An 18778-nucleotide genomic window follows, 5' to 3' on the forward strand; every position below is an offset into this window, starting at 1 on the left:
CTGGCCAAGGTCGCGCCGCAGGTGATGCTGACGGGCGGGATCGCCTCGGCCTACCAGGCGGGCAAGGCGCGGTTCCAGGGCCGCAACGCGGTCACGCCGGTGCTCGAGACCGAAAGCGCGGGGCGCGAGGCCTCGCCGAACCTCTACGAGACCGATGCGGACTCGTACCTGCAGGACCACGCCCTGGGCGAGGAGGTCTTCGGCCCGCTCGGCCTCGTGATCCGCACCGACACGGCGGAGCAGATGGTGGTGCTGGCGAAGGGCTTCGAGGGCCAGCTGACGGCGACGCTGCACATGGACGAGGGCGACGCGGCCCTGGCGCGGCAGCTCCTGCCGGTGCTGGAGCGCAAGGCGGGCCGCGTGATGGCCAACAACTTCCCCACCGGGGTCGAGGTCAGCGACGCGATGGTCCACGGCGGGCCCTATCCGGCCTCGACCAATTTCGGCGCGACCTCCGTCGGCACCCTCTCGATCCGCCGCTTCCTGCGCCCGGTCTGCTTCCAGAACATCCCGTCCTCGGTCCTGCCCGAAGACCTCGCTTGAACTTGGAGCGCCCCCAAGGGGCGCACCGAACCCTTTTCATCGTTTCACAGACACTCCTGGCGGTCCCGAAGGCATTGAAGCTCCTATATCTGTCAATGGATTTGTCACGTTAAACCGTGCGCGTTGACACGAGTGATTCGCAGATCGGTTCAGGCGATGTCGGCTGCCGATTTCCAGGCATCGAAGGCTTCCATCCGGTGGTAGCGGATCGCCAGGGCATTCCGGCGGCGGGCGGGGACGGAGAAGCTGTTGCGGATGGCGGAGTGGATGGAGACGAAACGTTGCAGGGCGCCGGGTGATCGGTACCCCTGCATGGTGCGCTCCCGCTTCCGGAATGGCAGATGGCAGTACTCGGCCCGGTCGTTGAGGCCCTTGTGCGACCGGTGGCCGAGGCCGGGCGCAACCTCGCGCTTCTCCTCCTTGCAGCCCGGGCTTGCAGAGCCTTGGCGCGAACTTCGTTGCGAGCAGGTAGCCAGCTGCCCACAGGTGGGGCGCAGCGGCCGCATCGCCGTGCGCCGCCAGCCGGGGGCGCCAAGTGCCGGGCGTGTCTCCAAGCCCTGAGGAGATGGCGTTGTAGGCCGCGACCGGGGATTGGAGTGCCTTGGCTTCGGTCGTGTGTTCGGGCGCCATCAACGCGCCCTCGCCGACGAAGGACGGGATCCACTGGTGGGGATCGATGAAGCGCGGGCCGATGTTGAGCGCGGTGAGGTATCCATCTAGGGTCTGCGGATCGGTGGCGGGCGGACTGGGGCGCTGCGCACGGAGGAAGTCGAAGGCTAATCTGAACCCGAACCGGTGTCGCAACCGGGTTAGAACTCACCCGACGCATGTCCGCGAATGGGGGACTGGCTACAGCATGGCTTGCCGCAGGGCAGCCTTCGCCACTTCGCCGAACGTCTTGTGTTCCTGGGGCGGGAGCTTCCGGTTCCTGGCGTTGTAGACGATTGCAATTGCCGCAAGGAACACGGAGGGCGCGAGGAAAATCAGTCCGGCAATAACGGCCAAGGGGGCGATGCCGACGTGCGTCGCGACCCAACCCGCAAATGCCAATGCCGCAACACCGCCGATGAACCAAGCCTTGGGTCCAATCACCACGGACAGCATCCCGGACGAACAGACGATCAGCACCATCGCGGTCAAGAAAACAAGAAACGTCAGCACAAGTTCATCTAGGAAATCAGACTCAGTCTACGGTATTGGAGCACATCGCCGGGCGCGGAGTCGACAGCGACAGGAGGCTTCCATGCAGCCGCATGACCGCGACAGGCCCGTCCCGCTTGGCCAGACTTCCAGCGGCGGCAGCCCGTTCCTCAGGCTTCTCGCTGTCGCCGTGTTCTGGGGCTTTGTCGTGCTCCTGGTGCAGCTGGCAATGGCGGTGCGGGGCCTCGACTGGGCGGCCTGGCTCGGAATGCAGCTCAGGTGGTCCCCGGTTTCCAGACACATTTTCGGCGGCTCTAAGCTTGCCTGTTGATCATGCCGCCGAAATGCGCTGGCCATCCGCTACCACCGGATGGAAGCCATCGATGCCTGGAGATCGGCGGGCGGCATCGTCTCAGCCGGTCTGGGAGACCCTCGAGCGGTGGCCCCATGTTAACGTGACAACTCCGCCGCGAGGCGGGAGCGGTTCCGCAAGATGCATGCCAGGGAAGGGTTTCTCGAGGCGCATGGCCGCCGGTCCCCCGCAGCACTTGCATCCCGGCGGAAGCGTTTTACGCTCGGCCAGGCGGCGCCTGCCGCCGAACCGGATGTCCGGAAAGGAGCCTCACATGAAAGCCTGGAGTTTCACTGGCACGCACGATCCCCTCGTCGCCGTGGAGAAACCCGAACCGGTGGCCAGCGGCAACCGCGTCAAGATCGCGGTCAAGGCAGCCGGGCTGTGCCATACCGACGTGGGCGTGCTCGAGGACGAAAAGTGGCTGGCCAATATCGCCCGGCTGCCAATCACCATGGGTCACGAAGTGGCCGGCGAGATCGAGGAGATCGGGCCGGACGTGAAGAATTTCAAGGTGGGCGACCGCGTGGCAATCTGGCCGATGCTGGAGACCCCGGGCTTCGCCATCGACGGCGGCTTCGGCGAGAAGATCGTGACGACCGAGGACGCGCTCGTTCCCGTTCCCGAGGGCATGCCCATCGAACGCGCGGCCGCGGCCACCGACGCCGGAATGACGTCGCAGGGCGCCCTTGTGCGGGGCGGGATCCAGCCGGGAGAGAAGGTGGGCATCGTGGGGCTGGGCGGCCTCGGCCAGTTCGCTGCCCAGCTGGTGGTGCTGAACGGGGCCGAGCTCTACGTCGCCGAGATCAAGGAAGAGAACTGGGATTACGCCCGGAGCCTCGGTGCGAAAAAGGTCGTGAAGGACGTGACCGAGCTGACGGACGAGGGGCTCAGCCTGATCGTCGATTTCGCCGGTTTCGGCACCACGACCGCCGGTGCGATCGAGGCCGTGGCGCCCGGCGGCCGCGTGGTGCTGGTCGGCATGGGCAAGCTGGAAGCGGTCATCAACACCTACCCCATGATCATCAAGAAGGTGGACCTGCGCGGCAGCAACGGGGGCAGCAAGGAAGACATTGCCACGGTCCTCGACTGGATGGCACAGGGCAAGCTGGTGCCCAAGCTCGAAACGATTTCCTGGGAGGAAATCCCCGCGGGCCTCGAGCGGCTCGCAAAGGGCGAGGTCGACGGGCGTCTCGTCTGCGTCTACTGACGCCACGCAGGTTCGCGGGGGCTGCCCGGCAACGGACCCCAATGGCAGCGGCGGCATGGAATGCTGGTGCGGCAGGAGCTCCAGCCAGGCCGCAAAGTCTCCGCCGCGATTGAACCCGGCCATGTCCGGCGCGGAGGCCTCCCCGGGCGCCGCCGACGTGCCGGCGTCTGGAAGGGTCTCCTGGTACCGGGCCGCAATCAGCCCAGGCGGTCGCTGTCGCGGCAGCTCTCCTCCTCGATCCTGTCGTACTCCCTGGCTTCCGCCGCGGCCATCTGCAGGCCGTACTTGTCCGCCAGCGTGACGAAGAGGCGGATGTATTCGCAGCCGTAGGAGGTCTGGGGCGGCATCCATTCGTCGGGACCCCGGTCGCCCTTGCTCTGGTTCGCGGAATCCTCGACGGCCAGCAAGTTCTGGTTGTCATTCGCGAAGCGGCTCCGCATCTCGGGCGACCAGCGCCAGGCCCCGTGTTCCCACGCCCATTTCTTCGGAATGACGTGGTCGATGTCGATGTCGATGTCGATGTCGTCGTTATCCGTATAGGTCCGGCCCGTATAGGGGTCGAGCCAGCGCCCGGTGTCCACGGTGCAGCGGCTGCCCTCGCGGTCATATGTTACCGGCACAGTGGATGACGTGCGAAGGATCTCGGCCCGCTTGTTGCCGCATCCGTCGTCAGCGCCGGACCAGTCGGCGAACTGGGCGCTTCCGGGATACGGGGTGTAGGCGGCATCCGGGGCAGTCAGTTGCGGCGCCTCGCAGGCGGAAAGCAGGGTGAGCGTGGTCAGGACGGCCGGGAGCCAGCGCATGTAGATCGTCTCCGGAGCAGGTGGTTTCGGCCCCTATGGGGTCTGATGCCGTGGAGTGCAGGATCCTACGCTAAGCGGACAGCGCCTCCTGCGCGCAGCAGCTCCCTCGTGTAGTCATCCTTGGGATTGGCGATTATGTCGGCTGGCGGCCCCGTCTCGACGAACGCGCCGCAACGCATGACGACAATGCGATCGCTCATCGCCTCGACGAGAGCGAGGTCATGAGAGATTAACAGGTAGGCGCAGTTGGTTTCGTGCTGCAGCTCGGCCAGCAATCCGAGGATTTGCGCCTGGATCGAGACGTCCAGGGCCGTGGTTGGCTCGTCGAGGACAACGAGATCAGGGCGCGAGACGAAGGCCCGGGCCAGGGCGACCCGCTGCTTTTCGCCACCGCTAAGATCAGCTGGACGCCGATGCAGGAAGTGTTCGGAAGACAAGGATACGGCGTCCAGCATCCGCTTGGTCCGCTCGAGAGCTTCGGAGCGCTGCAGCCCCTGGCAGACGAGCGGGCGCGAGACCAGCTCGCCGATATTATGATAGGGGTTCAGCGAGCTTGCCGGGTTCTGGAAAACCATCTGGACTCGGCTGCGAAACCGCTGGAGATCGCCGCCGCCGAGGGGGCCGACCTCCTTTCCTTCCCAGCTCAGCGTGCCGCTGGTGTATTGGGACAGACGCATGAGGCTTCGCGCGATCGACGACTTGCCCGATCCGCTCTCGCCGACAATTGCCAGGGTCTCTCCGGGATAGATGTCGAAGTCGACGCCCCGGACCGCAAGGAAGCTCTTGGACGCCCGACTGCGGAACATCCCCGGACGATCGTATCGAACGGCAAGGCCCCGGGCGGAGATCAGGGGGGCTGCCGAGCCATCCGGCTTTCGGAGGGTCTTGTGCTCGGCGGGGCGGGGGACACGAAGCATCTCGGTATCGGTGAAATGGCAGCGGACCTCGCGACTGCCGACTTTGCGCAGGTCCGGGCGCTCGGACCGGCAGCGGTCCTGCACCATCGGGCAGCGAGTGCAGAAGACGCAGCGCGAGAACCGTTCGGGGCTCCGATCAACCTGACCGGGGATCGGCCGCGGCAGTCCTGCGGTTCCGAGATGCGGCACCGCGGCTAGCAGCCCGGACGTGTAGGGGTGGCCAGGAATGTCGCAGAGGGCAGCCAGCGGACCGGTTTCCACCTGCTCGCCCGAGTAGAGGACGCAGATGCGGTCAGAGACTGCGTTCACCACGGTGAAGTCATGGGTCACGAAGAGCATCGCGAAGCCACGCTTGGCCTGGAGCTCCTTGAGGATGCGGAGCAGAGCGTCCTGCACCAGCGCATCCAGACCTGTCGTGGGCTCGTCGAGCAGAAGAAGGTCGGGCTGGCCGGCCAGCGCCAGCGCAATCGACGCGCGCTGCCGCATCCCGCCACTGAGGTTGTGCGGATAGCTCGAGAAGACGCGGCCCGGATCAGGGAATTGCATCAGTTGCAGCAGGTCCAGCGCCTCGGCCCTTCTCGCAGCCGGTCCCGATAGCCTGAGATGGCGTTGCACCACGTCGAGGAGTTGATCACCGATGGTCATCGTCGGGTTCAGCGCCGCCGTGGGATCCTGGAACACCATGGCGATGCGGCGGCCGCGGATTTCCCGCATCTCGCTGGCGGGCAGCTCGAGCAGGTCGCGTCCTTCGAAAAGGACCTTTCCCGAGGTGATCTGGGCATTCGCCGCAAGGCCCTGGGCCAGCGTAAAGAGCGCTGTACTCTTCGCCGAGCCGCTCTCGCCCATCAGGGTCACGGTCTCGCCGCGGTGGATCGAGAGCGAGAGATTGCGAAGCGCCGTATGCAGTCCCCGCGGGGTGCGGAAGGAGACCGAAATGTCCTGGACATCGAGCAGCGGATCAGACATGTGCCTTCTCCTTGGAAATGCCCGCACGGTCCTGAAGGCTGTCCCCCGCAAGGTTCACGCCGAGGATTACCATGACGATCGGAAGTGCGGCTCCAATGATCGGCCAGACCGAACTGCGGACGCTGTCCCAGCTTTGCTTGATCATCACGCCCCAATCGGCCGCTGGTGGCTGAGTGCCGAGCCCGAGATAGCTGAGCGTGGCCCCGGCAGTGATCGAGAAGCCGATGAAGATACTGCCCTCGACGATGACCGGAGGCATGATGTTGGGCAGCATTTCGCGGAACATGACGTAGCTCGTCCGTTCACCGCGGATGCGGGCGGCGGCCACGAATTCCTCGATCGCTACGCGCGTCGCGGCGGCATGGGCGATGCGAAGGAACTTGGGCATGATGGCAACGGCGATGGCGATGACCGCATTCATCAGGCTGGCACCGAGTCCCACGATGATGAGCAGCGTCAAGATGAGCGTCGGGATCGAGAGGACGGCATCATTGAGGCGCAGCAAAGCCTGCTCGAACCAGCCGCCCTTCAGTGCCGCAAGCAGCGAGAGCGGCACGGCCACGACGAGCGCCAGTGCCGGTCCGCCGATCCCCATTGCAAGGCTTCTCCAGCCACCGGCCATGACCCGGCTCAGTACGTCGCGGCCGTAAAGGTCTGTGCCCAAGGGATGCGGGCCACTTGGCGCGGCATAACGGTGGGCGAGATCCATCGCATTGGGGTCATGCGGCAGCCACAGGAGGCCGAGCAGAGCCAGCATCACCGGCGGGACAAGCAGGATCAGCCCGGTTGCGAGGCGGGGATCGAAACGCAGGACGGTCATGCCTGGCGCTCCGCGATGCGCGGATCCAACCATCCCTGGACAAGGTCGGCCACAAGGTTTGCGAAGATGTAGATCGTGCCGATCAACAGGGTGCAGGCCTGCACGAGCTGCAGGTCGCGGCTGGATATCGAGAAGAGCATGAGGCGTCCCAGGCCTGGATAGGCAAAGATCTGTTCGACAACGACCACGCTGCCCATGAGATAGCCGATGTCGAGCGCAAGCACGGCAACGGCGGTGGTCAGCGCGTTCGGCAGGATGTAGCGCAGCGTGACGCGGCCTGGCGGCAGTCCGTGCAGGCGGGCGGCGCGGATATACTCCGACTGGCTGACGGCCAGGACGCCGGACCGGGTCTGGCGCACGACATGGGCGATGAGGACGGCGCAAAGCGTAGCGGTCGGCAGGATCATGTGGCGTAGCCAGTCCCCGGGTCCCTCCGAGAAGGACACGGCACCGCTGGACGGCAGCAATTGCAGCGGGGGCGATGCGAAGATGAGGATCAGCAGCGGCCCGAGGACGAATTCTGGCACCGAAATGCCGCCATAGGCCACCGTCAGGACTGCCCAATCAGTCTTCCTGCCGTGGGCGAGCGCGGCCGCAACCCCCATCGCGATGCCGAGAACGGCAACCGAAACGAAAGCGATGCCCGCAAGTTGCAGCGAGGCCAGGAATGGCGGCCAGACCAGCGCGGAGACGGACTGGTTCAGCGCCATCGAGCGGCCGAAGTCGCCCTGCAGCGCATTCCCCAGCCAGCTGAGGTACTGGACCGGCAGGGGCCGGTCCAGTCCGAGTTGGCGCCGCACTTCCTCAAGCGCCTGATCCGTGGCGGTGTCCCCCAGAAGCACGGTGGCGGCATCACCCGGAAGCAGCTGAGTGCACAGGAAAATCACCACAGTCAGCACAAGAAGGCTGGTCACGCCGAAAGCGACCCGGCGCAGGAAGAAGCGAACCGGCATGATCTTACCCCCGGCTCGGTGCGCCGTCCGCGAGCGTCACCTTGGCCAGCGGCATGTCGAGACCGATCCGGTGAACCGGGAAGCCGATCACGTAGTCATTGTTTGCGGCGAGATTGTTGTAGAATGCCGAGATGATGAAGGGGCCGTCGTTCTTGGCCATCTCCTGGAACTGCGCGTAGAGCTCAGAGCGCTTGGCCTCGTCGGTCGTGGCGCGGGCCTCCTCGAGGATCGCGTTGGATTCCGGTGTGGCCCAACGGCCTTCATCGATGCCAAGTTCGGCGTGGTAGAGCTTGGTCAGGATAAGGTCCGCGGTCGGCCGGGTCACGTAGTTGCCGACGTAGCTTTCCGTTCCCTTGTTCCAGACGGTGCTGAGGAAGCGCGAGTTGTCCATCTTCTCGATCGTGAAATTAATGCCGATCTGCTGGGCCATGGCCTGCACCAGGACCGCCAGCTTCTCGCGCGCGGGCGGGTTGGCGCCAACGACGATCTTGTGCTCGAAGCCGTCGGGGTATCCCGCTTCGACGAGCAGGGCCTTGGCCTTCTCGAGGTCTGGCGTGCGCATCGGCAGGTCCGCGTCGAAGTACCTGTAGACCTCGGAGACCGGGTGGTCGTTGGCGACGACACCGGCGCTCTCGGTCAGCACGTCGGCAAGCGCTTCTCGATCAATGCAGAGTTTCAGGGCCTCGCGTACACGGTTGTCGCTGAAAGGCGGGCGGTCGGCCAGCAGCACAAGGTTGTTGAAGTTGCCGCCGGGCACCTCCTGGACCTCGACCCCTTCGTAGCTGGCAAGATCAATTGCGGTGCTGCCGTCAAGGTCGGCGATTGCGTCGACTTCCTTATTGCGAAGCGCGGTGATCTGCGCGGTGGTGTCGGGAAGCAGGCGAATGAGGATGCGGTCAAGTTCCGGACGACCATCGAAATAGTCGGGGTTCGCCTCCAGTTCGAGCCGGTCGTTCGGCGTGAAGGAGACCAGACGGAACGGGCCGGTGCCGTAAGGTTTGACAGTGATGTTCTCGAAATCCGCGATGCCGCGAGCCGAGATGATCTTGGCGGTCGAAGTGGCCAGAGTGCTGGGCAGATCCGCGAAGGGTGCGGAAAGGTGGAAGATCACCGTCAATTCGTCCGGCGCGTCGACCGAGGTGATCGGCCCCATTTCGGCTCGGTAAGGTGCCGAGGTCTCGGGATCGAGCATCTTGTCGAAGGTGGCCTTGACGTCGGCCGAGGTGAAGGCCTCCCCATCGTGGAAGAGCACGCCCTCGCGCAGGGTGAAGGTCCAGCTCTGCGTCTCGGCATCCGCTTCCCAGCTTGTCGCGAGGTCGGGTTGCACCGTGCCGTCGGCATCAAATCGGGTCAGCCCGTTGTAGAGGTTCGGTGATACCCGCCAGCTGTTCGCGGTGAAGCGGACCATCGGGTCGAGAGAGGGCATGTCGCCGGCCATCGAGACAATCAGCGTGCTTGTCCCGGCCGCGCGGGCGACGGAGGGCAGGCCGAATGCAAGCCCCCCGGCGGCGGCGGCAGAGGTCCTGAGGAGGCTGCGGCGCGAGAGCGCCTGGGGGCGGTACGTGGAATTTGGCTTTGTCATCTGGTTTTCCTGTCGGTGAAAAGGCCGGACGTGCCGGACGGGGAAGAGGGCAGGTTTGTCCCGCTCTTTCTGAGTTTGTCGGGGGGGCGTGTTCGGAAGGCACTCCGGCCCGGTTGATGGCCTTGGGGTTGCAGAGATTATCTGCTGCACGCGGCTCGAGCACGGCGAGCATTGCTGAAACGACTGCCGTGCCGTTCGCCAGGAATGCACCTTGTGAGCCGCCGCACACATGCGCGGCCACTACGGTGTCGGGGCTCGTAAGCAAGGGCGTATCGCGAGACTGCGGCTCCTGCTGGAAGGTGTCGATCGCGGCGCCGGCGATGGTGACAGACTCCAGAGGGGTGGCGAGCGACTCGTCGTTGACGAGCACCTCGCGCACTCTGTTGGCAAGGATGCCTTCAGGCCCGAGCCGCGACGGCAGCGCCGCGTTAGTGTGGGTACCTTTGCGCCGTGAAGTGACGTGGAGCGATAGCACGCCGGCCCAATCGCAGAGCGCCGCAAGATCGGGAAGCTCCACCACATCGAGCTCCGTCAGTTCCGGGAGCATCGCTTGGTGGGAAAAGACGCCGAACTCCATGTCGAAGACGACACCCACCCGGACGGCCCGGCGGGCCATTTGTCCGCTTCCCCGAAGTCCGAGCCTGCGGCCCGCGAGATCGGTCGCTCCCGTCCGCTGCCGAAAGTCGTAGTCGCTAGGACGCAGGGCCGCATCGGCGCCGGACACCAATTTCGTCATCCCGCGCAGCAGGGCAAACGTCTGTTCCGCCACCGTGTCGGCATTCGCTTCGGGCGTGTCAACGACTTGAATGCCTAATTCGGTGGCATGGACGCGATCGACAGCGCTGGTTCCACCGCCATGGGCGCCAATCACCTTCAAGTTCGAAGCAAGTTCCATCCACCCGCCGCGAAATCCCAGATTGCGCGTGATCACCACGTCAATGTCGGCAAGAAGCCCGGGCACGGCGTCGGGCATGCGGGACGCGGCCTCGGCCGAAATGACGGTGACATCCGCGGCGTGCACGCGGTCCATTGCCCGTTCCGCTATAGGCTGAAAGATCAGGCAGCAGGTCATCCGTGATGTCTCTTGCAAAAGGCCAGAAGCACTTCGGCTGCAATATTGAAGTCGGCTTCGGACATGTGCTCGTCAGGATTGTGGCTGCCGTTACGGTTGCGGATGAACAGCATTGCCGAGGGCACGGCGGCAGCACAGAAGGCGGCGGCATCGTGCCCCGCACCGCTTGCCATGAGGTGACAGGGGGCGCCGCTCGCTCGCGCTGCCTCCGTTAGACCTTGTACCAATTCGGTGGAGAGCACGGCCGGATCGCTTCCGGTTCGCTCGCCGAGGTCGAACCGCACCCTATGGCTGCTCTCGATCTCGGACACGAGCCGGAGCAAATCTGCGTGGACGCGCTCGAGCGTGTCGTCCGAGGCGCTGCGGACATCGAGACAGAAGCTTGCCTCGCCCGCGACCTTGCTGAATGCATGGTGACGCGGGTCGCTCTCGAAGCGCCCGAAGGTCACCGTGAGGTCATGCCCCTCGTTTTCGAGGTGTTCCCAAAGCTCGTCCATCGTGGCGACGAGCCGGGCGGTCGCGGCGATTGAATCCTGGCGGACGTCGCGCGGCGTCGCCCCGGAGTGCGCGTAAGCGCCCAAGCAGCGCGCAGAGCGATACCGAAAGCTGCCACGAATGCCTGTCACTGCCGCGACGGGCATGTTTTCGGCAATGAGGGCGGGGCCTTGTTCGATATGGGGTTCGATGAACCCGGTGATGCTGCCGAGATCGATCTGAGGTGCACGGCGCACCAACGGCGCAAGGGTCCCGCCGCTTTCGACGATGGCGTCGCCGAGAGATTGTCCACTGTCCGCGCGCACGACCTGAGTCAGCTCTTCGGGCGCGAGAACACCCAGCGCGGCCCGGCTGCCGATGTAGGACGCGTTGAACCAAGTGCTTTCTTCTGCACGGATCGCCATCACGGTGATCGAGACGGGAGGGCGCGTGTCCGACGCGATGAAACCGCCGAGCACCGCCAGACCGAGCGCAACGCCGGCGGCGCCGTCGAAATTGCCGCCTGTTGGCACAGAGTCGAGATGCGAGCCGATAATAAGCTGGCGCGACGGGTCCTGTCCTTCAATCCGCGCGTAGCTGTTGCAGGCCGCATCCTGACGCCAGGTGGCTCCGAGCGACACAGCGGTCTCACGGAATATCCTGTGAGCGCGGTTCTCGCCCTCACCGTAGGAATCGCGCCTTACCCCACCGTCCACATCTCTGATTTTTGCCAGTTCTGCCAGAAATGCCTGTGCAACCTGCAGGTCCGGGCGTTTGGGAAGGTCGGTCATTCCGGACTGGGACACTTGGGCTCTCCTGGTTTGGGCATGTGCTTGAGACCTGCAGGTCTGCGTCATGGTCTAGAACTGGTATACCAGACATCAACCAATAGCACACACGACGGCATGGCAAGACCTAAAAAGTAAAGCAGGAGCCCCTTTGCGCGTGCTCCTGCGCTTGATGCATAGGATATTGCAGATTTTCCGTTCGCCGCTGCCGCTGCCGCTGCCGCTGCCGCTGCTTTCGCAAGCTGCGAAGGGCGATGTGAGCGACGCCCGGCGGTCGGCTCGCTAGCGCAAGGCCGCAGGGCGGATCCGAGGGGCGCTGTGAATGATAGTCTTGTCAGACGGTCAGGGCAGGGGGCTGCCGAGCACGCGACGTCCGGCACGCCGCGCGATGAGCGATCGCACTGTGCGCCGCACGTGGGAAACGCGGTTCGGGCCCGCGGCGTTTGCTTATGTGAGGCGCTGGCTCAGCGCTGGCTGGCACCTGTCAGGTGGTCGAGAATGCTCTGACGGACATTCGCCAAGTGGGTGTTCGTCGCGGCCCGGGCCGCCTCGGGGTCGCGCGCCTTCAGCGCTTCGAGGATGCGCAAGTGCTCTTCAAATGTGGCGGCGCGACGGTTTGGCAGACTCTTAAGGTCAAAGATCTGCGTCTGCAGGCGCAGTCCCTGAATGATGCGCCAAATCTGGGGATTGCCGGATCCCATTGCGATCATTTTATGCAGCGCCTCATCTGTGGCGCGTAGCTCCGTGCGCGCAGGTTCTCCCGGAGCGTCGATCAGGGCCCGGATGCGGATCCCGATCGCCTCGATATCAGCCAGGTCGAGACGCGTGGCCGCGAGGCGCGCCGCCTCTGGTTCGAGCATCTGGCGGATCTGGATGTTGTCGAGATAATCCCGTGTATCCATATGCTTGACTTGCAGCGTGCGGGGTGCGCTTCGGACTAGAAGCCCCTCGTTTTCAAGCATGATCAAGGCATCGCGCACCGGCGTGCGGGACACGCCAATCTCAGCAGTCAAACGCCGCTCCTGGATCACCGAGCCTGCGGCCAGTTCACCTGTGAGAATCTTGTGAAGGAGTACTTCGTAAGCAATCATCGAGCGTCGCTGAGCGCCGCTGCTCTCTTCGTTACCCGACATTTGGACCTTTCAAGACCGTGGAGCAATCCTCTGGTTGACAACTGGTATTCCATTTGGAGACCAAAAACCAGAACGATGTTGCGGAGGGCTAAGCCGAGCGGCCCAATCGCCGCTTCTGCCTTTCCGGTCTTGGTTAGCATGCCGTTACGCCGGGCGATGCTTTGCACCGTGCCCGGAAGCATTCTGTGACGATTGCACTGCAAATATCGCGATTTCAACAAGCTTTGTCGGCCGCGCGCGTGCGCGGGCAGTCGCTCGGTGGCCAGCAGCCGGGCCAGAGCTTCCGGGTAATCTCCTGCCGCTGCACCCCGCCGCCGACTGGCGCCTTCTCTCAGGTCGCGCTTATGCCATGGATGTCGGCTTGTTCTGCGTGAAATTTAGGCGCTCTGGCTTTATGTCAGGCCGACGCCGAGTTTTTGAATTCTAATGGTTGACGATTGGTATACCACCGCGACATTGGATTGATGCGACAGTAGAACAAAGGCTGCGGCAGGGGTGCGAGGCTCCCAGGTCGTCGCCAAAGGAGAACGGAAGTGTCCGAAGCATTCGTCGGTTTTGATCTTGGGGAATATGCGTCAAGACAGGACGCCGTCCGGCGCCGCATGGAGGAAAGTGCCCTCGATGCTCTCATCGTCAGCGCGCCGGAGAACATCTATTACCTCTCCGGGTATCAAACCAAGGCGGTCTTCACGTTCCAATTCCTGCTGATGACTAGGCAGAACGGGCTGCAGGTCTTCACCCGGCAGATGGAGCATGTCAACGCGCGCAACGCGGTGGCCGTCGGCGCTCTGTCCGGCTATTCCGTCTATCAGGATGACGAAGATCCGATCGCCAGCGCGAGCGCTTTCCTGGATGCGCAGCTTCCCGACGGCGCAACGGTAGGTCTCGAGCTCGGCAGCTGGGCCATGCCCGCGCAACGGTACAAGGATATCGTCGCGGGCGTGTCCGGGCGCAGCTGGCGGGACGCGTCGACAATGGTCGACCGCCTTCGCCTGGTGAAATCCCCGGCAGAGCTGGCCGTGCTCCGAGAGGCAGGGCGGATTGGCGACAAGGTTGCGGACAATCTGTTTGAGGCGGTAAGGGCCGGGGCGAGCGAGAACGATCTTGCCGCTCAGACGCTGACCGATCTCGTGGCGTTCGGTTCCGAATATCCCGCCAGCTGGCCGAACATCATGTCCGGCGCGCGGACCGGCCTCATCCACGCCACATGGGAAGGCAACCGGATCGACGAGAATGACCACGTGGTCATGGAAATCACCGGCGTGAAGGGGCGCTATCACGCGCCTTCGATGCGTACCATCCTAGTGGGCGACGCCGATGATGCGGTTGTGCGCGGGGCCGAGGCGCTGGTTGAGGCGCAAGCCGCCGCCGTCGCGGCGATCGAGCCCGGCGCACCGCTCAGCGCGATCAACGACGCGGCCATGGCGGTGCTCGACCGGCGAAACCACGGGCTGACGCTGGCGCGTCGCTCTGGCTACTCGCTCGGCATCGGTTTTCCGCCCTCTTGGGGTGCCCAATGGCAGGTCGGGCTGAACTCGGTTGTGAAGGACCCGCTCGAGGTCGGAATGGCATTCCACGTCGTCTGCGTGGGCCACCTCGCGGACGGCCGGGCGGTGAACATCGGATGCACCGTTGCGCTGGAAGACAGTGGACCGGTGAAGCTGACCCGGGGCGGTCTGTTCCGGTCCGGCCAGAACTAAACCACCAGCAACAGGGAAATATGAAATGACACAAGAACTGTCCAAATCGACCCGCAAGCGTGGCATCTCTCGCCGCCGCTTCCTCGCCACAACCGCAGCCGCACTGCCGGCCGCCGCAGTCATCACGCGGCCCGGCAATGCCCTTGCACAGTCGAACCAGGTCATCATCCGGACCAGCTCGGGCGGCTCGTACGGCGATGCCATGGAGCGGGCCGTCTACGCGCCCTTCACCGAAGCGACGGGTATCGAGGTGGTCAAGACGCCGAGCGACATGGCTCCGCTGATCGCATCGGTCAAGAACAGCCAGCCGCTCGTCGACGTGGTCGACACCAGCGAGGGCCTGCTCCAGACATTGGCGGCGCAGGATGTGCTGGAACCCATCGACTACAGGGCCTTCACCCTGTTCACAAAGGACGACATCGGCGCAGATTCGGCGCAGGACCTCATGGTGCGGCGCATGGTCTACGCGCGCTTGCTGGGATACAAGGGCTCGGCCTTTTCGGATGCCGCCCCGAGCAGCTGGGCGGATTTCTGGAACGTCGAGGCCTTCCCAGCGCCGCGTGCTATTTCCGGTCTCGAACTGAACATGCCGGATCTCGAGTTCGCGCTCCTCGCTGACGGCGTGCCGATGGACGAGCTCTATCCGCTCGACATCGAACGCGCCCTGGCGGCCTATGCGCGCATCCGCGAAGATATCGTCAGCTTCTATGGCACGGACGCAATTTCCGCCAATCTGCTGTCCACCGGCGAAGTTGACCTGCTTGCCATCGCCAATGGCCGCATTCAGCCGATGATCGACGAAGGCGGGGATTACGCCATCGAGTGGAACGAGCACATGAAGGTTCCTTCCGCATACGCCATTCTGAAAGAGCCGACAAACCTGGAAAATGCGCATAAGTTCATTGACTTCGCGCTCTCGCCCGAAACTCAGGCGCGCTTCGCCGCCGAAATTCCCTACGGTCCCACCAACAAGAAAGCCTTTGACCTCATCGCGCCCGAGGTTGCTGCCAAGTTGCCGACCAACCCCGAATGGAATGACAAGGGCTTCACGCAGAATGTCGCCTGGTGGGGCGAGAACACCGCCGAGGTGACCAAAGCCTGGAACGTCTGGGCGTCCCAGTGAAACGGACAGATCCGATGACGATGACCAGTGAGGCAGCGACGCGGGTGAGCAATTCCGCGTCCGTCCACCTCGAAGCGATATCCAAGTCGATTGGAGGCACCCGCATTCTTGCGGGTGTCGACCTCGATGTGAATGCCGGGGAGTTCGTCACCTTGCTCGGTCCGTCGGGCTCGGGCAAGACGTCGACCCTTATGGCGATTGCCGGTTTTGTGACACCCGATTCCGGGCGGATCACAGTCCGGGGGCGGGATGTAACCGTACTCCCTCCCGGCCGCGAGCGCGACATGGGCATCGTATTCCAGAACTACGCCTTGTTCCCTCACATGACGGTCGCGGAAAATGTAGCATATCCCCTGAAGGTTCGCAGACTGCCGCGGCGCGAGATCGAGACACGGGTGGCGGACGTTCTCAAGCTGGTGCAACTGGACGCCCTTGCCGACCGCAAGCCGGCACGGCTGTCTGGCGGCCAGCAGCAGCGCGTCGCGCTGGCGCGGGCCCTGGTGTTCGAGCCGTCGGTCCTGTTAATGGACGAACCGATGGGCGCGCTGGACGTGCGCCTCAAGGAAGAGCTGCAGCTCGAATTGCGTCGTCTCCAGAAAGAGATCGGGGCCACGGTAATTTACGTCACCCACGACCAGAACGAAGCCATGCTCATGTCCGATCGGGTGGCGCTTATGCGCGACGGTCAGATCGAACAATACGGTCCGGGGCAGGAGCTTTACCGCCATCCTCGAAGCCTGTTCGCTGCGCGGTTCCTGGGGGACTCGAACCTTCTCAAGGGCATGGTTCGCGATGGCTGGCTTGATGTCGGCGGGCTTCGGATCGCACTGCCCACGGGAACTTTGGCGGCCACCGGAGAACGTCAGGCCGCACTGCTGCGCCCCGAGACGCTTACCGTGCGCGAGGGCGCGACAGGCGCGCTCATGTCCGAGGATGGCGCCTGCCTGTACGGGACCGTGCGCGACGCGGCCTTCGTCGGCCAGGCGATGCGCTACGAGATCGACGTGCCCGGACTTCCGGAGCCGCTTCTCGTGCACCAGGTAGCCTGCGCAGCGCACGCGCAATTGGCCATCGGGATGCCCGCGCAGATCACCTGGGACCGCGACGATATCCACCTCATCGCACTGGGGGACCAGGATGAGTAGCGCATCTGCCATCCCTGCCGGTTTGCGTGCGCGCCGCTCCGTTGCGGACCTGCAATGGCTTTCAGTCGCGGTCATTCTGCTGTTCCTCGGAGCAACCTTTCTCGCGCCGCTCTTCGAGGTTCTGGCGCTCAGCCTGACCGACGCCGACGGCACGTTCTCGTTAGCGCAGTTCCGCGAACTGGCCGACTCGTCCAGCCTGCGGCCCGTGCTCCTCCAGACCACAATCACCGCTTTGGAAGTGACACTTGCCTGCATTGTCATTGGCTATCCGGCGGCGATCTACCTGTCGCGGCTGGAAGGGTGGAAGGCGAGCCTGACAAGCGTCGCGATCCTGTTTCCGTTCCTGACCAGCTCGCTCGTGCGGACCTTCGTGTTCATCGTGCTACTGGGGCGCAACGGAGTTCTCAACAACGCGCTGGTCTGGCTCGGAGTGCCGGGCGCCCCGTTCAAGCTTCTGTTCAATCAGACCGGCGTGGTGATCGGCATGACCTATGTGCTTCTGCCCTACATGCTGCTGTCATTGATCGGGACAATGCGCAAGATCGACGGCACCTTGCTGGACGCCGCGCGCAGCATGGGTGCCAGCCGCGCGCGCGTGTTCTGGACCGTCTACTTGCCCCTGAGCCTGCCCGGTGTGGCGGCTGGTGCGATCATCACCACGATCCTCGGATTTGGATACTTCGTGACGCCCGCCCTGATGGGAGGGCCCGGCGAGAAGATGATCGCGCAGATGGTCGAGCAACGCATCGTGACGCTCTATGATCTTCCCGGAGCCGCCGCGATCTCGGTCGTCATGCTGACCATCGTGCTGATGGCCTACGCTGCCGCTGCGCGCTGGCTCGGGCTGTCCCGACTGATGAGGCCGCAAGGATGAGCACGAAACCAATTTCATCTCCCTGGCTCGCCGGCTACGCTTGGGTGCTGCTGGCGCTGCTCCTCATTCCGCTCATCGCGCTCGTGCCCATCTCCTTCGGCGACAGCGCAACCATGAGTGCCTTGCCAGACAAGCTGTCGCTGCGCTGGTACCGGGAGGTTCTAGGGGGACAGGAATGGCGGAACGCCTTTTCCTGGAGCCTGCTGACCACCAGCGTTGCTACCCTCCTGGCCACCTCGGTAGGGTATCTGGCAGCCTATGCGATCGTGCATTCGAGGACGCGCTTCAAAGCTATTCTCGAGATCCTGATGCTGATGCCGATGATGGTGCCGACGGTAATCGTTGCCTTCTCGACATACATTCTGGCGACGTGGATGCCGGCGAATGCGACCTGGCTCATGATCGCCATCGGGCAGGCGCTGCTGGCCTTGCCGGTGGCAACTTTGATCATGGCAGCAAGCCTTCGGGGCATTGACCCCACGATCCTGCGCGCGGCGGTCAGCCTCGGCGGGCAGCGGGCACAGGTGTTCCGGATGGTAACGCTCCCAATAGCCATGCACGGGATCCTCTCGGCGGCCGCGCTCAGCTTCCTGATCGCCTTCGACGAACTGCTCATCGCCGTCTTCCTGACCAAGCCAGGGCTCGAGACCCTGCCGGTGCGCATTTACGATTCGGTTACTTACGAGTTGACTCCTGCCATCGCCGTGGTGAGCGTGTTCTTGATGGGGCTGATCAGCCTTGCAATGATCGCCGGCGCGTTGATCCGCCGTTTCGTGGCGGCAGCGGCCTCGAATCCCGCTAGCCGGTAGCGCGCCTATCACAGTGAATTGCCTCTGCGGGTCGAGAAGCTGCGGTCCGCAGAGCCCCGGAATATCGGGGTGGGCATTGCCAACTTGTCCGAAAAGTCTGTGTCGGCTAGGCATCCGGCATGAAAGCACCGTTCGCACTGCCGCGCTTGAAAGGCTATCGCTTCCCCCGCGAGATCATTGCCTACGCGGTCTGGGCATACCATCGGTTCGCACTGAGCACGGCGGATGTCGAAGACCTGCTCGCGGAGCGCGGCGTGATCGTCAGCCGGGAAACGGTCCGCAAATGGGTCAACCGATTTGGGCGCTATTTTGCTTCCTGCATCAAGCGCGATAGGCCCGGCGTCCGCAGCAAATGGCACCTCGATGAGGTCGTC

General features: G+C 64.1%; 17 protein-coding genes and 3 pseudogenes. 9 read left to right on the forward strand and 11 right to left on the reverse strand.

What is annotated here, in order from left to right; translation table 11 throughout:
- Nucleotides 1-543, forward strand: a pseudogene (locus tag FGX59_RS33085) (aldehyde dehydrogenase (NADP(+))); the annotation flags it as partial.
- Nucleotides 544-692: 149 nt separating this feature from the next.
- Here FGX59_RS33085 and FGX59_RS33090 read toward each other — a convergent pair.
- The 3 genes and pseudogenes from FGX59_RS33090 to FGX59_RS33100 all read right to left on the reverse strand — a co-directional run bounded on the left by FGX59_RS33090 (nt 693) and on the right by FGX59_RS33100 (nt 1704).
- The gene (locus FGX59_RS33090) at nt 693-1049 is read right to left on the reverse strand and encodes a hypothetical protein (RefSeq protein ID WP_370296443.1); all 357 of its coding nucleotides are present in this window, start codon (nt 1047-1049) and stop codon (nt 693-695) included.
- 1 nt (nt 1050) lies between these two features.
- Nucleotides 1051-1347 (reverse strand): annotated as a pseudogene (locus FGX59_RS39875) (UPF0149 family protein); the annotation flags it as partial.
- 45 nt (nt 1348-1392) lie between these two features.
- A complete protein-coding gene (locus FGX59_RS33100) occupies nt 1393-1704 on the reverse strand; it encodes a hypothetical protein (protein ID WP_138472482.1) in 312 nt (103 codons plus the stop codon).
- Nucleotides 1705-1786: 82 nt separating this feature from the next.
- On the opposite strand from FGX59_RS33100, the gene FGX59_RS33105 reads away from it, so the two are divergent.
- On the forward strand, nt 1787-2014 hold the full coding sequence (locus tag FGX59_RS33105; protein ID WP_138472484.1) for a hypothetical protein: 228 nt from the start codon (nt 1787-1789) through the stop codon (nt 2012-2014).
- A 295-nt stretch (nt 2015-2309) separates the two neighbouring features.
- On the forward strand, nt 2310-3245 hold the full coding sequence (locus FGX59_RS33110) for a zinc-binding dehydrogenase (RefSeq protein WP_138472486.1): 936 nt from the start codon (nt 2310-2312) through the stop codon (nt 3243-3245).
- A gap of 197 nt (nt 3246-3442) precedes the next feature.
- Here FGX59_RS33110 and FGX59_RS33115 read toward each other — a convergent pair whose 3' ends face one another.
- The 8 genes from FGX59_RS33115 to FGX59_RS33150 all read right to left on the reverse strand — a co-directional run bounded on the left by FGX59_RS33115 (nt 3443) and on the right by FGX59_RS33150 (nt 12753).
- Nucleotides 3443-4048: an HNH endonuclease family protein gene (locus FGX59_RS33115; protein ID WP_138472488.1), complete on the reverse strand. Its 606-nt coding sequence runs from the start codon at nt 4046-4048 to the stop codon at nt 3443-3445.
- 65 nt (nt 4049-4113) lie between these two features.
- A complete protein-coding gene (locus tag FGX59_RS33120) occupies nt 4114-5931 on the reverse strand; it encodes an ABC transporter ATP-binding protein (RefSeq protein WP_138472490.1) in 1818 nt (605 codons plus the stop codon).
- Complete coding sequence (locus FGX59_RS33125) at nt 5924-6751, reverse strand: ABC transporter permease (protein ID WP_171060948.1); 828 nt, start codon at nt 6749-6751, stop codon at nt 5924-5926. The genes FGX59_RS33120 and FGX59_RS33125 overlap by 8 nt, the downstream gene beginning before the upstream one ends.
- On the reverse strand, nt 6748-7704 hold the full coding sequence (locus FGX59_RS33130) for an ABC transporter permease (RefSeq protein WP_138472494.1): 957 nt from the start codon (nt 7702-7704) through the stop codon (nt 6748-6750). The genes FGX59_RS33125 and FGX59_RS33130 overlap by 4 nt, the downstream gene beginning before the upstream one ends.
- Before the next feature lie 4 nt (nt 7705-7708).
- Nucleotides 7709-9142: an ABC transporter substrate-binding protein gene (locus FGX59_RS33135; RefSeq protein ID WP_171060949.1), complete on the reverse strand. Its 1434-nt coding sequence runs from the start codon at nt 9140-9142 to the stop codon at nt 7709-7711.
- Nucleotides 9045-10358, reverse strand: a complete 1314-nt coding sequence (locus tag FGX59_RS33140) for an NAD(P)-dependent oxidoreductase (RefSeq protein ID WP_138472498.1) — start codon at nt 10356-10358, stop codon at nt 9045-9047. The genes FGX59_RS33135 and FGX59_RS33140 overlap by 98 nt, the downstream gene beginning before the upstream one ends.
- Entirely contained in the window at nt 10355-11623 is a 1269-nt protein-coding gene (locus tag FGX59_RS33145; protein ID WP_138472513.1) for a hydantoinase/carbamoylase family amidase, read from the reverse strand. The genes FGX59_RS33140 and FGX59_RS33145 overlap by 4 nt, the downstream gene beginning before the upstream one ends.
- A 461-nt stretch (nt 11624-12084) precedes the next feature.
- Nucleotides 12085-12753, reverse strand: coding sequence for a GntR family transcriptional regulator (locus tag FGX59_RS33150; protein ID WP_138472499.1), 669 nt, complete (start codon nt 12751-12753; stop codon nt 12085-12087).
- Between the two features lie 533 nt (nt 12754-13286).
- Here FGX59_RS33150 and FGX59_RS33155 point away from each other — a divergent pair.
- From FGX59_RS33155 to FGX59_RS33180, 6 genes and pseudogenes are all read left to right on the forward strand, one after another.
- Nucleotides 13287-14453: a Xaa-Pro peptidase family protein gene (locus tag FGX59_RS33155; RefSeq protein ID WP_138472501.1), complete on the forward strand. Its 1167-nt coding sequence runs from the start codon at nt 13287-13289 to the stop codon at nt 14451-14453.
- A 25-nt stretch (nt 14454-14478) separates the two neighbouring features.
- The gene (locus FGX59_RS33160; RefSeq protein ID WP_138472503.1) at nt 14479-15576 is read left to right on the forward strand and encodes a polyamine ABC transporter substrate-binding protein; all 1098 of its coding nucleotides are present in this window, start codon (nt 14479-14481) and stop codon (nt 15574-15576) included.
- A gap of 14 nt (nt 15577-15590) precedes the next feature.
- The gene (locus FGX59_RS33165) at nt 15591-16721 is read left to right on the forward strand and encodes an ABC transporter ATP-binding protein (protein WP_171060952.1); all 1131 of its coding nucleotides are present in this window, start codon (nt 15591-15593) and stop codon (nt 16719-16721) included.
- Nucleotides 16714-17595: an ABC transporter permease gene (locus tag FGX59_RS33170; RefSeq protein ID WP_138472505.1), complete on the forward strand. Its 882-nt coding sequence runs from the start codon at nt 16714-16716 to the stop codon at nt 17593-17595. The genes FGX59_RS33165 and FGX59_RS33170 overlap by 8 nt, the downstream gene beginning before the upstream one ends.
- Nucleotides 17592-18404: an ABC transporter permease gene (locus FGX59_RS33175; protein WP_138472507.1), complete on the forward strand. Its 813-nt coding sequence runs from the start codon at nt 17592-17594 to the stop codon at nt 18402-18404. Before FGX59_RS33170 ends, FGX59_RS33175 begins: the two co-directional genes overlap by 4 nt.
- A gap of 119 nt (nt 18405-18523) precedes the next feature.
- Nucleotides 18524-18778: pseudogene (locus FGX59_RS33180) on the forward strand (IS6 family transposase); the annotation flags it as partial.

The organism is Poseidonocella sp. HB161398, from assembly GCF_005870025.1.
Lineage (GTDB): Bacteria > Pseudomonadota > Alphaproteobacteria > Rhodobacterales > Rhodobacteraceae > Mangrovicoccus.

Coding starts and splice junctions, on each gene's coding strand:
- FGX59_RS33110 (WP_138472486.1), top strand. CDS start 2,310: ATGAAAGCCTGGAGTTTCACTGGCACGCACGATCCCCTCGTCGCCGTG.
- FGX59_RS33125 (WP_171060948.1), bottom strand. CDS start 6,751: ATGACCGTCCTGCGTTTCGATCCCCGCCTCGCAACCGGGCTGATCCTG.
- FGX59_RS33175 (WP_138472507.1), top strand. CDS start 17,592: ATGAGCACGAAACCAATTTCATCTCCCTGGCTCGCCGGCTACGCTTGG.
- FGX59_RS33145 (WP_138472513.1), bottom strand. CDS start 11,623: ATGACCGACCTTCCCAAACGCCCGGACCTGCAGGTTGCACAGGCATTT.
- FGX59_RS33170 (WP_138472505.1), top strand. CDS start 16,714: ATGAGTAGCGCATCTGCCATCCCTGCCGGTTTGCGTGCGCGCCGCTCC.
- FGX59_RS33115 (WP_138472488.1), bottom strand. CDS start 4,048: ATGCGCTGGCTCCCGGCCGTCCTGACCACGCTCACCCTGCTTTCCGCC.
- FGX59_RS33105 (WP_138472484.1), top strand. CDS start 1,787: ATGCAGCCGCATGACCGCGACAGGCCCGTCCCGCTTGGCCAGACTTCC.
- FGX59_RS33090 (WP_370296443.1), bottom strand. CDS start 1,049: ATGCGGCCGCTGCGCCCCACCTGTGGGCAGCTGGCTACCTGCTCGCAA.
- FGX59_RS33120 (WP_138472490.1), bottom strand. CDS start 5,931: ATGTCTGATCCGCTGCTCGATGTCCAGGACATTTCGGTCTCCTTCCGC.
- FGX59_RS33130 (WP_138472494.1), bottom strand. CDS start 7,704: ATGCCGGTTCGCTTCTTCCTGCGCCGGGTCGCTTTCGGCGTGACCAGC.
- FGX59_RS33165 (WP_171060952.1), top strand. CDS start 15,591: ATGACGATGACCAGTGAGGCAGCGACGCGGGTGAGCAATTCCGCGTCC.
- FGX59_RS33150 (WP_138472499.1), bottom strand. CDS start 12,753: ATGTCGGGTAACGAAGAGAGCAGCGGCGCTCAGCGACGCTCGATGATT.
- FGX59_RS33135 (WP_171060949.1), bottom strand. CDS start 9,142: ATGGCCGGCGACATGCCCTCTCTCGACCCGATGGTCCGCTTCACCGCG.
- FGX59_RS33140 (WP_138472498.1), bottom strand. CDS start 10,358: ATGACCTGCTGCCTGATCTTTCAGCCTATAGCGGAACGGGCAATGGAC.
- FGX59_RS33160 (WP_138472503.1), top strand. CDS start 14,479: ATGACACAAGAACTGTCCAAATCGACCCGCAAGCGTGGCATCTCTCGC.